Genomic DNA, 13,049 nt, shown 5'->3' with positions numbered 1-13,049 from the left:
GACGGACGTCATCCGACGGCCAGTACTTCGGCGACAGTCGAGATGCCTCGCCAGACCTTCAGATAGCCGTCTTGCGCCATCGATCGGATTCCGCGGGCACGAAGCGAAGCGATCAGACTCGATTCGCTTGTGCCAGAAAGAATTCCTTCTCGAATTTCTTCTGTCACATCGAACAGCTCATAAACCGCAATGCGGCCCAGATAGCCTGTGTGCAAGCAGGCGTCGCAACCTACCGCTTCCTTCAGCGCCGGCGCGCCGAAGTCGGCTCCGCCATGCATTTGCGACAAGGTTTTCATTTCGCTTTCGAGCAATGCGGATTGCTGGAGTTCCGCGAGGCCGACAGGACGACTGCAATGCGGACACAGTCTGCGAACCAACCGTTGGGCCATAATGCCGCGCAAGCTGGACGCAAGCAGGAAAGGCTCGACGCCCATGTCCACCAGACGCGACACAGCACCGGCGCCACTGTTTGTGTGAAGGGTTGAAAAGACCAAGTGACCTGTCAGCGCAGACTGCACCGCAATGGCCGCCGTTTCACGGTCGCGAATCTCGCCGATCAGGATGACGTCCGGGTCATGCCGCAGGATTGATCTCAGCGCGGCGGCGAAGTTGTATCCGATGTCGGCGTTGACCTGAAGCTGGGTGATGCCGGCCAGTTTGTATTCGACCGGATCCTCGATCGTGATGATCTTTTTGAGACCGTCGTTGCCGAGGTCAAGCGCCGTGTAGAGGGTTGTCGTTTTGCCAGAGCCGGTCGGGCCTGTTACTAACACGATTCCGTTCGGCTCGCCGGTCCAGCGCCGAAACATCTCCGCGTGATCTTCGATCATGCCCAAGTCGGACAATTGGTAGGTTTGACGATCTTGGCGCAGGAGCCGCATGACCACCGATTCGCCCCGAACGCCAGGCAGTACGGACACCCGAATATCGAAGCTTTCGCCATGGATGCGAGCAGTCATCCGGCCATCCTGCGGCAAACGCCGCTCGGCAATGTCGAGTTGCGAGAGTATCTTGATACGGCAGACTGTTGCGTCGAATCGATCCAGTGGCAGTCGCTGGAGCTCACGCATCACGCCATCGACTCGTACACGAACTTCGAACTGATACTCACCCGGCTCGATGTGAAGGTCGGAAGCGCGTCGCGTCAGAGCTTGGCTCAACAAGCTGTTGACGAGTTCGACGATCGGTCCCTCCTCTGCCAGTTCCCGCAAGTGGGCAATGTCACCGGCGTGGACGGCCGCTCGCTGTGGCTCGTGATCGATCTGCCCGAGCACGTTCTCGAGGTCTGCAACCCGTGCCAGCCGCATTGAAACCCCGAGCCGATTTTCACGTGCTTTGAGATTGAGCGTTTCGGTGAGCGACCGCGCAGGCACATCCGCCGTTGCGCAGACCAATTGACCGTCGTCGATCCAGATGGCGACTCCGTTGCGCCTGCTCCATTGCACATTCAGAGCCAACTGCTCCAACCCATCGCGGATAGCGCCGTCCAAAGGCATCAGTTCCGCGCCAGAGAGCATTGGCCAACCCGTGTACCGCGCAAGAGCGCCGACGAGTTGATCCTCGGGGACCATTCCGGTGCGTCGCAACAAACCCAGTAAGGATTCCGGGCGGCCGCTGCTCAGCGTCTGCACCTGTTGTCGTGCAGCTGGACTCAAGATGCCGGCATTGATCAGGTAATCGTCAAAGGTCTGGAATTGGGTTCTTGCGTTCACGGTTTGTCCTTCCTGGATCCCTCCGGATAGCCGACTTTCACCTCACGCTTGACCCCGAAATAACGCCCCCCCGCGCGAGCCACAAGCAGCAACGTTTGGGTCGTGTCGAGATTGATCTCGACGATCTCTTCCGGCGGTTGGTCTGTCTTAAAACGAAAGCTCGCGAGCAGGGCACCAGAGGGTTTTGAGATTTTCGGCTTGTCAACAGTCGACTCAGCCGCAGTCTTTTTTCCTGAAGGCAAATAAGGAAGCGGTGAGGCCGGCATCGCTGGAGGCGACAAGTTGAGCAACCACATGGCGTCCGTGCGAGGCATTGCGCTCATCATTCGAACCTTGACGACCCCGCTGCGCACAATGTCCGGAGACTCCAGCAGCAGTTCATTGCCGCTCTCCAGACGCTCAAGGCTGGTCGGCGGTGAAAGGGCACTGAGCACGGCTGTAGCCGTTGGCAACGTCAACAGCGGATCGTCCACATTGGCCGCATGAACCGCACAACCACCCCAACTCAGCAGCGCGGACAAAAGATAGCGCCCTGCTGCAAAGCAGATTCTCGTTCGCATCATTGATCAGTCCCGCTTTCCAAGTACTTCAAGAAAATACCTCCGCTTGAGACAAGTTTGCTCCTTGCTGGTCCTTGCCCGAAAGCTTTGGAGCCATCCCCAGATCCGGCCACACCATACCAACGGCCTCCTCGTCCCAGGCGATGGACCATCACCGACTGAAGAGTAGTAGTCGTCATTTTTGTACAAAAAATCTGCGTCTGGACTGAGCGCCACGAATCCATGTGCAAATCGTGGCGGCGTTTAAAGCTGTTTCTGGTTTTCTTCACTCGATTCGACCTCGACCCACTGACCAAAAAAGGAAGATGACTTTCGGATGTCTACCGCCGCATCAAATACCGACCCGCGGACCACCTGCACCAGTTTCCCTTGCGGTTGCTTAATCTGGTAACGAAGTCTGCGTAAAACGCCCTTACTTGAACGAGAATGGTTTTCCTGGACGAATTGCGTATTAAGGCCGGTCAGCTTTTCAAACACACGTTGATTGAAGCTCTCGAAAAAAGAATCAGCGCCGATCGCCACATACCTTCGGCTCGATCATCATCACTTCCGGGACATCGGTCGCCGTAGCCTTCATGAGCCGACCTCTTTCGTGAGCAGTGGAGCAAGATATTGAGCATAGCCGTTCTTCGTTAATGGAATCGCCAGCCTTGCCAACTGTTCTCGATCAATAAACTTCGGCGCCTTGCGATTTCGTCGGGACACGCGATCTCCAGACCCTGGCGGTGTTCGAGGGTGGCAATTAACTAGCCCGCCTCGAGCAGGCCCTCGTGCGTGCCGGTGTCCAGCCATTCATAGCCGCGCGCCATGATCTTCACATTTAGCTGGTCACGGTCACAATACGCTTGGTTGACGGCCGTGATCTCCAACTCGCCGCGGTCGCTCGGCTCGACCGCCTTCGCGATCTCGACTACCTGCTTGCCGTAGAAATAGAGTCCGGTCACTGCATAGCTGCTCTTGGGTTCGAGCGGCTTGTCCTCGATGCTGTGACCTTGCCGGCGGCATCGAACACCACCACACCGTAACGCTTGGGGCCTTCCACGTGATACACGAACACCGTGGCGCCAGCGTTGCTTTCATCGGCATGGCTCAGCAGTTGCTCGAAATCGTGACCATAGAAAATGTTGTGGCCGATGATGAAGGCCTGCGCCAAGCCGCCGGGACTGGGCTGCGACGCATATGGCAGGTCCATGCCCCCCGGGCTGCCATCACCCAGCAGTTGCTGAAAGCATGGCGTGTCTTGCGGGGTACTGATAAAGATTTCGCGAAAGCAGCCGAGCATCAAGATGTTCAGGGGGAATAGATCATAGGCTTGTCTTAGACGGGCAGTTGCTGCTGCTCATCTCGAACGCGGCCGGGTGCAGTCGAGTGCTGATACCACCGGCGAGGATGAAGCCTTTGCGTTGCATTTTGTTACGATGCTTGGGAGAAAGAACACCGAGGCTTTCGGGCCGTGCTGAAGGTACTGCGGCCAGAGAAATCCTCTGATTGAGGATAACACGTCGCCTGCCGTTACGGCATGCCAAGCTGAGCAGGTAAACATCGGTGAGTGGCGGCCCGACAAGAGCTTGTCCCAATCGATGGCGGCGAGTTCCAAGACACTGAAAGCATTAGGCCAGAACGCATGGGCGCAAGCTCAGGTTGCTTAAGCGAGTATCTCTGCAACTAGTCTTACTGTGTCACAAAAGTAGTCTTGCGCTACCCTGCCGCAGCAAGGGCACTGCCCGAGACGTGCGATCAGCTGGTAGCTCAGCCGCTGGCGCAGACTCGTGATCGACGTCCCCACGTGACGCTGCGCGCGCAGGACTGCCGCGGGGGCTGTAATCCTTGGGAAGGGAAAGCACCTGGCGTTCGATGAAGTTTTTTTTACCGCCGACAGACTTATCGGCAGTGAGACGTTCGGCCATCAGGAACCCGTAGGCCGCGATGCTCAAGGCGGCGTGGTGATGGAACCCTCGCCAGCCTCGCCCCTCGTAGTGCCCCAAGCCGAAGTCCTGCTTCAGATCCTGGTAGTCGCGCTCGATGCGCCAGCGCTGATGGGCGACGTCGACCAAGTCGTTGATCAGCGTGTCTTCTGGCAGGGTGGACAGGAAGTACTTGCTCGGCTCAGCGTCGCTTGCTGGCCACTCGATGAGCAGCCACTGCTCGGGGCGCAGGCGTGCCTTGCCCGTATTGCCGCCGGCGTGGCGCACCCGCACGGCCGCGAAGCGCCCACTCGATGTGTCGTTGGTTCCCTTGCGCCAGCGAATGATCTGGAACGCTCGGTTTGGCAGGGACTGCGCCAATGCCTTGACGCTCATGGGCTGCAGCGCCGCAGTGCGCCTGGGCATCACTGGCAGTCGGCCCATGCCGCTGTAAGGCTTGGGCGGCAGCGGCTGAACGCCAGGCGGCCAGACCGCGACGGCAGATGTGATACCTACTGCGTAGAGCAGGCCCATGTCGCTGAGCGCCTGGCGGAAAGTGTTGTCCACGCCGTAGCCGGCATCTGCCAGCACGCAATGGCGCGGTGCGCCTTCATCCAACAGCGTACGCAACTGCTGCAGCGCGATCTGCGTCTTCGTGGCGAAGCGAACCTCTTCGGGAACGCTGGCTTTGGCGCGGCGTTCAGGATCCGCAGCCCAGTCCTCGGGCAGGTACAACTGCCAGGCGACGGGCAGGCTGCCCTGCTTGCTTGCAAGCGAGATGCTCACCGCTACCTGGCAGTTGTCCTGCTTGCCAAGCATCCCGCAGTACTGGCGCGTGACACCTACCGAGTGGCGACCCTTCTTCGGAAACCCAGTGTCATCGATGATCCACCAGCCGCCCTGGCTGAAGTCCATCTTGGGCATCACCCATTGACACACGCGCCGCAACATCTGGGTGTCAGACCACTCGGCTTTGGCCACGAAGTGGTGCAGTGACTGGTGCCGGGCGCTGGCGTGCATCGGATCCACTCGCGCGGCCATGGGCTCGATGCTCTTGCGCGACAGCGGAAGCATCAGGCCCGTGCAGTAACCGCGAAGGCCCGAGTGCCGGTCCGCGTGACCCAAGCCTGCGCTCAGGTGCTTCAGGTAGCTATCGAAGCGCTCGACTGCATTCATCAATCCTCCGGAGCGAAGACGAGAGGATCGCATTATTTCATTTGTGACATAGTAAGACTAACGAACAACTGTGAGCGATAGGCTGATCCGTTGTCGGTGATCAGGCGCTTGATGGTCACGCCCAAGGCCGCGTAGTGAGCCCCGGCGGCCTGCAGGAACGCGACGACCGGGCCCTTGCGCTCATCGTCGTGCATCTGCACGAAGCCCGCTCTCGCGTGATCGTCGATGCTCACGTGAGCAAACTCCCAGCCTGCGCCTCGCGTGGCATCGCGACGATCGCCTGTCACTCGGTAGCTGGGCTGCACGATGCGCCCGAGCTTCTTTGTGTCGATATGCAGCAGCTCGCCGGGCGCCTCTCGCCCGTAGCGAACGATTGGCGCAATGGGGTCGAGCGCCTTCAGGCTGGACAGCCCGAGGCGCGCGAGCAGGCGACTGACGGTGGACACGCTGTGCCCGACGATGGGGGCGATGCGGCGCATGGGCATGCGCGAGCGGCGCAACTGCTCGATGCGCTCGCGCAGGGCGGCGTCCAGGTTCGTGCGCGTGCGGGCCGGGCGAGAGCTGCGATCGTGCAAGCCCTGCACGGCGCCTTACAGAAAGCGCTTGAGCCACTTGCGCGCGGTGCGCGGGCTGATACCTGCAATGCGTTCGTAAGCCGTCAATTAACCACGCCCTTGTTCAGGGAGCGGCGAGCTGTGAGGCTAGGAGTCTGCGCGGCAGAATTTTTTGAGTTGCTGTGCTTGCGCCATTGCACTTTGCGAACAGCCCGAGAGCGCTGGCACAACCTGCTGAGTGCGTAGCGAATTGCGTAAGCCGCTGAACTCAGCCTGTCGCAAGCCTCAGGACATGCCCCAACGGCGCTCTGGCGCTCTCATCTGGGCATCAAGGCGCACATTCTTCGCAGGTTCAGCGCCAGACACACGAGCTTGAACTCGGCCTGGACCTTGTGCAGCCCGCGCAAGCTGAACTGCCTGAAGCCCAGCACGCTCTTGATCCACCCGTTGGGCGCCTCCACGATCCACTTTCTCTTGCGGTAGGCCGCCTGGCCTTGGGGGGTCTTCAGCCTGGTATCCATCTCAGCGGTGTGCGGGTACTTCTGCGCATCGACCTCCAACGCCTGCTTGCCCTCTAGGCCCAACGCCACGATCAGCTCGCTCGGGCTGTCCTGGAGTTGCGCGAACACCGCTTCCGAGCGGAAGCCCGCATCCGCCAGCACCTGCACAGCGTCTTGGCCCAGGTTGGCCTTCATCGCCGCCAGCAGAACGGGTAGCCGGTCGCTGTCGGCGGCGTTGTCGCTCAACTCTGCCGCCACCACGATCTGTGCAGTCTCATCCACCGCCGTGTGGGCGTTGTAGCCGTAGTCGTAGCCCCCGTCCGAGCGTTTCATGATGCGGCTGTCGCTGTCCGTGAAGCTCTCCTGGGCGCTGTCCTTGGGCACGCCGAAGTCGCGCTTGTAGCGCCCGCCCTTGGGCTTGCCGTTCTTGTCGCGGGGTTTGCGTTCGTCGTCCTTGCTGCGGCCACGCGCCGCATCGGCCTCTTGCTGGCGCTGCTCCAGGCGCAGCTTGGCCTGGGTGATCGCCTTGAGCCGGTCCTCGCGGCGCTTGATCTCCCCGGGGATGTCCAGGTCAGGCTCGTTCTTCTCCAGATCGTCGGCGGCACGGGCACGGTTGAGCAGCCCGTCGATCTGCGCATTCAGTTCGCCCTCGGTCTTGACCATCCGGTCATAGCTCATGGCCTTGTGGCGGCTGGCGTTGGCCTTGAGCTTGGTGCCGTCCACCGCCACCGTGCCCAGCTTGACCAGTCCGCACTCGCGCGCCAGGTGCACCACCTGCACGAACAACGCGGCCAGCTCTTGTAGATGCAGCGCCCGGAAGTCCGAGAGCGTTCGGTGCGCCGGGTAGTTCTCCGCGGCCAGCACCCGCAGGGCCACGTCTTCGTGCAGCTTGGCCGCCAGCTTGCGCGAGCTGAAGGTGCCGGTGGCGTAGCCGTAGATCAGCACCTTGACCATCATGGCCGGGTGGAACGGCTGGTTGCGCGGCCCGCCCTTGGCGTAGCGCGCATGGAACGCGCTCAGCTCCAGGCTGTCGACGCTGTCGCTGATGAAGTACGCCAGGTGCCCTTCGGGCAGCCAGTCTTGCAGGGCGTCGGGAAGCAGTCTTTGCTGCTGCGGCTCGTAGGGCAGGTAGCTGATGGGCATGAGCCCAAATCTATCAAGCCTCTGCGCGATCGTCACGCCCTGCCGCGCAGACTCCTAGCGCGCGTTTCGCGGTGCTACGTAACGTGTTTCGCCGCATCGCTCGTAACAGTGACGCAAAACAGGCCCGGACCACCGCTTTCCGAAGTCTGCGATTTTACTCGGTAGCGCCACATTCCCCAATGAAATCAATGAACCCGGCCTGACCAGCGGGCTGCAATTTCAAGTGTTTATGCCCGGGCACCGTTCCTGCAACGTCTTATACGAAAGTGAACATTCCAGTTTCGGGAGTTGTTGCCATGAGTGTTGTTTGTCATTCCTCGCCCTCGATGCCGATGCTGGCAGCCGGGGCCGTCAAAGTTTCTTACGGCGGCGCCTTCCATGGCGCGCTGGTCGTCGAGCAGGACTTCGCCATGGGCGAGCGCATGCGTCGCATCCTGAGCGAGCTTGCGCCCGGTCGCCGCGTGGTGATCGCCTCCACGCGCGCCGAGGCCATGAACCTGCTGGCCGCTTTGCCCTACGACCTGGTGCTGGTCGACATGCGCCTGCCGCAGAACGACGGCGTGTCGCTCATCAAGCATGTGCGCCAGGCCTATCCGGGCGCCGACAGCGTGGCCATGTCGGCAGCCGACGACCACGAGCTGGTGGACGCCGCCATCTCCGCCGGCGCCGCCGGCTACCTGCTGACCGAAGCGGACGACGCCGAGCTCGCGTTCTTGCTGCGTTCCATCGAACGCGGTGGCGCGCCGATGGACTCGCGTGTGGCGCGCCGTCTGCTGGGCATGATTGCGGCGTCGGCCAGGCCGATCACCATCGCACCCGTGATGACGCGGCCGTCAGCCCCCACAGGCGACCGGCCGGCGCCCGGGCCGCTGTCGCCGCGCGAGCTGAAGGTGCTGCGGCTCATTGCGCAAGGCTGGAGCAACCGCGAGATTGCGGAGGCGGTGTTTCTGTCGATCAACACGGTCGAATTTCACGCCAAGAGCATTTATCGCAAGCTCTCGGTGAAGTCTCGGACCCAGGCGGTTCACGAGGCAACGCAGCACGGCCTGCTGAACTGAAGTCGGCGTCCTTCGCCCTCGCGTCATGCCGGCGCGAGGGCCGCAAGTCAATGCGCAAAAGCCCGCAAAGCGCTGCTGCGCGCCACTTCAGCGGGTTATCGCCTGTTGAAAAGCACTGGAGCGCCCCGCTACAATCCTTGGTTGACCTTGCTACGGTTAAGGTTGGCCCTGCTCCAGCGAAGAAGACAAGAGGATCCCCATGAGTGACATGACCTCCGGCTCGCCCCGGATCGACACCAGCAAGCGGACGTGGTTGATCGCATCCAGCTGTGCCGGCGTAGCAGGTGGCGTGGCCACCGCCATTCCGTTTGTGAGCACCTTTCAGCCTTCGGAGAAGGCCAAGGCCGCGGGTGCCGCGGTCGAAGTCGACATCTCGGCCCTCAAGGTCGGCGAGAAAATGACCGTCGAATGGCGCGGCAAGCCGGTGTGGATCCTCAAGCGCACCCCCGCGCAGCTGGCCGAACTCCCCAAGCTCGACGGCCAGCTGGCCGACCCGCTCTCCAAGCGTCACCCCGACGAATTCACGCCCAAGTACGCGCAGAACGAGCACCGCTCGATCAAGCCCGACGTGCTGGTGGTGGTCGGCATCTGCACCCACCTGGGCTGCTCGCCCTCCGACCGCTTTCAGGCCGGCCCGCAGCCCTCGCTGCCCGCCGACTGGGAAGGCGGCTTTCTCTGCCCTTGCCACGGTTCCACGTTCGATCTGGCCGGCCGAGTCTTCAAGAACAAGCCCGCGCCCGACAACCTGCCGGTGCCCCCGCACATGTACCTGTCGGACACCAAGCTCCTGATCGGTGAAGACTCCAAGAAGGCCTGAGGCAGTAAAAGAACATGGCTGAATACCACGACATTTCCCCCAATGCGCCCGCGGGCGCCAAGCTGCTCAACTGGGTCGACAACCGCTTCCCGCTGACCAAGCTCTGGAACGACCAGTGGGGCAAGTACTACGCGCCGAAGAACTTCAACTTCTGGTACATCTTCGGCTCGCTGGCCATGCTGGTGCTGGTGATCCAGATCGTCACCGGCATCTTCCTGGTGATGCACTACAAGCCCGATGCCGCACAAGCGTTCGCGTCGGTCGAGTACATCATGCGCGACGTGCCGTGGGGCTGGCTCATTCGGTACATCCACTCGACGGGCGCCTCGGCGTTCTTCATCGTGGTGTATCTGCACATGTTCCGCGGCCTCATGTACGGCAGCTACCGCAAGCCGCGCGAGCTGATCTGGGTGTTCGGCTGCGCGATTTTCCTGTGCCTGATGGCCGAGGCTTTCATGGGCTACCTGCTGCCCTGGGGCCAGATGTCGTATTGGGGCGCCCAGGTCATCGTGAACCTGTTCGCGGCCATTCCGTTCATCGGCCCCGACCTGGCCCTGCTGATTCGTGGTGACTACGTGGTGAGCGACGCCACGCTGAACCGCTTCTTCAGCTTCCACGTGATTGCCGTGCCGCTGGTGCTGCTGGGCCTGGTGGTGGCCCACCTGATCGCGCTGCACGAAGTGGGTTCGAACAACCCCGACGGCATCGAGATCAAGGCCAACCGCGGCCCCGACGGCCACCCGGTCGACGGCATTCCGTCGCACCCGTACTACACGGTGCACGACATCTTCGGCGTGGTGGTGTTTCTCACGATCTTCTCGGCGGTGATCTTCTTCGCGCCTGAAGCCGGCGGGTACTTCCTGGAATACAACAACTTCATTCCGGCCGATTCGCTGAAAACGCCCAACCACATCGCCCCGGTGTGGTACTTCACGCCGTTCTATTCGATGCTGCGCGCCACCACCGACGACATGGTGAACGTGTTCGCGCTGATCATCGGCGCGGCCGCCATCTGGAACTTCGTCAAGGGCAAGTCGGGCATGGGCCTGAAGATTGCCGCCGTCGTGGTTGCGGCCGTGGCCATCTTGCTGCTCAAGACCTTCGACGCCAAGTTCTGGGGCGTGGTGGTGATGGGCGGCTCGGTCATCATCCTGTTCTTCCTGCCGTGGCTCGACCACAGCGAAGTCAAGTCGATTCGCTACCGTCCGGGCTGGCACAAGTATGTGTACGGCGTGTTCGTGCTGTTCTTCCTGGTGCTGGGCTACCTGGGCATTCAGCCGCCGGGCGTCTGGGGCAACCTGGTGATCGGCTCGTTTGCGCTCGACATTGCGCAGACCATCTCGCAGATCGGCACGCTGTTCTACTTCGGCTTCTTCCTGCTGATGCCGTGGTGGAGCCGCAAGGGCGATTTCAAGCCCGTGCCCGAGCGCGTGGTCTTTGCCGCGCATTGACCCGCCCATTGAGACAAGACACGCTGCCCCAAGAGAGCTGAGAGAACACACGATGAAGAAAAGCATTTCCGGCTGGCTCGCGGTCCTGGGTCTCGCACTGGGCCTGACCTTTTCCGCGGCGGCATCCGCCGAATCAGAGGGCATTGCCTGGGACAAGGCGCCCAACAAGACCAATGACGTCGCCTCGCTGCAGAACGGCGCCAAGCTGTTCGTCAACTACTGCCTGAGCTGCCACTCTGCCGCGTTCATGCGCTACAACCGCCTGCAGGACCTCGGCATTACCGAGCAGCAGATCAAGGACAACCTTCTGTTCACGACCGACAAGGTCGGCGAAACCATGAAGGCCAACATCGACGCGCGCCAGGCCAAGGAATGGTTCGGCACCACGCCGCCCGACCTCACGCTGGTGGCCCGCTCGCGTGCCGGCCACGGCGGCACCGGCGCCGATTACCTCTACACGTATCTGCGCACTTACTACCGCGACGACACCAAAGCCACCGGCTGGAACAACCTTGCTTACCCCAATGTCGCCATGCCCAACCCGCTGTGGGAACTCCAAGGCGAACGCCGTCCGGTCTACACCAAGATCGAACAGCACGGCCACGAAACCGAAGTGTTCAAGGGCTGGGAGCAAGTCACTCCCGGCACCCTGACTTCCGTGCAGTACGACAATGCGGTCGGCGACCTGGTGAGTTACATGCAATGGATGGCCGAGCCGGCACAGAACACCCGCATCCGCATCGGCGTGTGGGTGCTGCTGTTTCTGGCCGTGTCGGTGGTTTTTGTGTGGCGACTTAACGCCTCGTACTGGAAAGACGTCAAGTAGTTCCGTCCACGCCGACCGGATACCCTTGGGGTATGCGGTCCCACAGAGTGGGTTGCCAACGCAACCCACTCTTTTTGATTTTTAGGAGTCTCTCGCCATGATGGTCTTGTATTCAGGAACGACCTGCCCCTTTTCCCACCGTTGCCGTTTCGTGTTGTTCGAAAAGGGCATGGACTTCGAGATTCGCGACGTCGATCTCTACAACAAGCCCGAAGACATCAGCGTGATGAATCCGTACGGCCAGGTGCCCATCCTGGTCGAACGCGACCTGATCCTGTACGAGTCGAACATCATCAACGAGTACATCGACGAGCGCTTTCCGCATCCCCAGCTGATGCCCGGCGACCCGGTCGACCGCGCCCGCGTGCGCCTGTTCCTGCTCAACTTCGAGAAGGAACTGTTCGTGCACGTGGCCATGCTGGAAAACCGCACCACCAAGGGCAACGAGAAGGCCATTGAAAAGGCCCGCGCGCACATCCGCGACCGCCTCACGCAGCTGGCACCCGTGTTCCTCAAGAACAAGTACATGCTGGGCGACAACTTCTCCATGCTCGACGTGGCTATTGCGCCGCTGCTCTGGCGCCTGGACTACTACGGCATCGACCTGAGCAAGAACGCGGCACCGCTGTTGAAGTACGCCGAGCGCATCTTCTCGCGCCCGGCTTACATCGAAGCACTGACGCCTTCCGAAAAGGTCATGCGAAAGTAAGTAAGCTTCGTGCCTGCTTTCTTCGCTTTTCGCAGTCTTTCATGATCAACGCGCTCGAGTCGTCTTCCACCCGCCCGTACCTCATTCGGGCGCTGTATGAATGGTGCACCGACAACGGGTTCACGCCCTATGTCGCGGTGCAGGTCGACGACACCGTCCAGGTGCCGCGCGAGTACGTGAAGAACGGTGAAATCGTGCTCAACATCAGCTTCGACGCGACCAGTTCGCTCAAGCTGGGCAACGACTTCATCGAGTTCAAGGCCCGCTTTGCGGGTTCGGCGCGTGAAATCAGCGTGCCGGTGGGGCGTGTGATTGCCATCTATGCACGCGAGAACGGGCAGGGCATGGCGTTTCCCGCGCCGGCACCGTCGGTTCCCGCGGACCATCTGGGCGGCGACGCCCCGGCGGCCGCGCCGTCGCCGCAAGGCCCGGCGCGCATGCCCTTGCGTGACGCCTCGCGCGGCACCGAAGGCGATGCCGGCAAGGTCATGCACTTGGTGACCGGTGAAGACGGCGACGAAACCGTCGTCGACGCCGGCGCGCTCGCCGATCCGGTCGACGAACCACCGCGTCCGCCGGCCAGCGGCGGCGCGCGGCCATCGCTCAAGCGCGTCAAGTAGGCGCGACCGGACACCCCGG

The 13,049-nt window shown here is 61.6% G+C and carries 10 protein-coding genes and 3 pseudogenes; 6 read left to right on the top strand and 7 right to left on the bottom strand.

Going from position 1 to position 13,049, the window contains the following annotated elements; translation table 11 throughout:
- Positions 1–8: 8 nt before the first annotated feature.
- From VLK31_RS03480 to VLK31_RS03450, 7 genes and pseudogenes are all read right to left on the bottom strand, one after another.
- Entirely contained in the window at positions 9–1,712 is a 1,704-nt protein-coding gene (locus tag VLK31_RS03480; RefSeq protein WP_409166972.1) for a GspE/PulE family protein, read from the bottom strand.
- Complete coding sequence (locus tag VLK31_RS03475; protein ID WP_409166971.1) at positions 1,709–2,275, bottom strand: hypothetical protein; 567 nt, start codon at positions 2,273–2,275, stop codon at positions 1,709–1,711. Before VLK31_RS03475 ends, VLK31_RS03480 begins: the two co-directional genes overlap by 4 nt.
- Before the next feature lie 25 nt (positions 2,276–2,300).
- Positions 2,301–2,849, bottom strand: a pseudogene (gene rfbC, locus VLK31_RS03470) (dTDP-4-dehydrorhamnose 3,5-epimerase).
- Positions 2,846–3,681 (bottom strand): annotated as a pseudogene (locus VLK31_RS03465) (sugar phosphate nucleotidyltransferase). The pseudogenes rfbC and VLK31_RS03465 overlap by 4 nt, the downstream one beginning before the upstream one ends.
- 270 nt (positions 3,682–3,951) lie before the next feature.
- Complete coding sequence (locus tag VLK31_RS03460; protein WP_409166970.1) at positions 3,952–5,352, bottom strand: IS701 family transposase; 1,401 nt, start codon at positions 5,350–5,352, stop codon at positions 3,952–3,954.
- Positions 5,353–5,414: 62 nt separating this feature from the next.
- Positions 5,415–5,993: pseudogene (locus tag VLK31_RS03455) on the bottom strand (helix-turn-helix domain-containing protein); the annotation flags it as partial.
- Positions 5,994–6,223: 230 nt separating this feature from the next.
- Entirely contained in the window at positions 6,224–7,549 is a 1,326-nt protein-coding gene (locus VLK31_RS03450; protein WP_409166969.1) for an IS1182 family transposase, read from the bottom strand.
- A 296-nt stretch (positions 7,550–7,845) separates the two neighbouring features.
- Here VLK31_RS03450 and VLK31_RS03445 point away from each other — a divergent pair, with 296 nt between their 5' ends.
- From VLK31_RS03445 to VLK31_RS03420, 6 genes are all read left to right on the top strand, one after another.
- On the top strand, positions 7,846–8,607 hold the full coding sequence (locus tag VLK31_RS03445; protein WP_409166968.1) for a LuxR C-terminal-related transcriptional regulator: 762 nt from the start codon (positions 7,846–7,848) through the stop codon (positions 8,605–8,607).
- Positions 8,608–8,806: 199 nt separating this feature from the next.
- Positions 8,807–9,424, top strand: a complete 618-nt coding sequence (gene petA, locus VLK31_RS03440) for a ubiquinol-cytochrome c reductase iron-sulfur subunit (protein WP_409166967.1) — start codon at positions 8,807–8,809, stop codon at positions 9,422–9,424.
- Between the two features lie 14 nt (positions 9,425–9,438).
- Positions 9,439–10,875, top strand: coding sequence for a cytochrome b (locus VLK31_RS03435; protein ID WP_409166966.1), 1,437 nt, complete (start codon positions 9,439–9,441; stop codon positions 10,873–10,875).
- A gap of 52 nt (positions 10,876–10,927) precedes the next feature.
- Positions 10,928–11,701, top strand: coding sequence for a cytochrome c1 (locus tag VLK31_RS03430; protein ID WP_409166965.1), 774 nt, complete (start codon positions 10,928–10,930; stop codon positions 11,699–11,701).
- A 97-nt stretch (positions 11,702–11,798) separates the two neighbouring features.
- On the top strand, positions 11,799–12,410 hold the full coding sequence (locus tag VLK31_RS03425) for a glutathione S-transferase N-terminal domain-containing protein (RefSeq protein WP_409166964.1): 612 nt from the start codon (positions 11,799–11,801) through the stop codon (positions 12,408–12,410).
- Between the two features lie 41 nt (positions 12,411–12,451).
- The gene (locus VLK31_RS03420) at positions 12,452–13,030 is read left to right on the top strand and encodes a ClpXP protease specificity-enhancing factor (RefSeq protein WP_409166963.1); all 579 of its coding nucleotides are present in this window, start codon (positions 12,452–12,454) and stop codon (positions 13,028–13,030) included.
- The last annotated feature ends 19 nt before the right edge of the window (positions 13,031–13,049 follow it).

The sequence above is a fragment of the Variovorax sp. H27-G14 genome, assembly GCF_046156345.1.
Classification (GTDB): Bacteria; Pseudomonadota; Gammaproteobacteria; order Burkholderiales; family Burkholderiaceae_C; genus Variovorax.
This window is presented reverse-complemented; position numbering and strand designations above follow the sequence as displayed.

Coding starts and splice junctions, on each gene's coding strand:
- VLK31_RS03475 (WP_409166971.1), bottom strand. CDS start 2,275: ATGATGCGAACGAGAATCTGCTTTGCAGCAGGGCGCTATCTTTTGTCC.
- VLK31_RS03460 (WP_409166970.1), bottom strand. CDS start 5,352: ATGAATGCAGTCGAGCGCTTCGATAGCTACCTGAAGCACCTGAGCGCA.
- VLK31_RS03450 (WP_409166969.1), bottom strand. CDS start 7,549: ATGCCCATCAGCTACCTGCCCTACGAGCCGCAGCAGCAAAGACTGCTT.
- VLK31_RS03430 (WP_409166965.1), top strand. CDS start 10,928: ATGAAGAAAAGCATTTCCGGCTGGCTCGCGGTCCTGGGTCTCGCACTG.
- VLK31_RS03435 (WP_409166966.1), top strand. CDS start 9,439: ATGGCTGAATACCACGACATTTCCCCCAATGCGCCCGCGGGCGCCAAG.
- VLK31_RS03420 (WP_409166963.1), top strand. CDS start 12,452: ATGATCAACGCGCTCGAGTCGTCTTCCACCCGCCCGTACCTCATTCGG.
- VLK31_RS03425 (WP_409166964.1), top strand. CDS start 11,799: ATGATGGTCTTGTATTCAGGAACGACCTGCCCCTTTTCCCACCGTTGC.
- petA (WP_409166967.1), top strand. CDS start 8,807: ATGAGTGACATGACCTCCGGCTCGCCCCGGATCGACACCAGCAAGCGG.
- VLK31_RS03445 (WP_409166968.1), top strand. CDS start 7,846: ATGAGTGTTGTTTGTCATTCCTCGCCCTCGATGCCGATGCTGGCAGCC.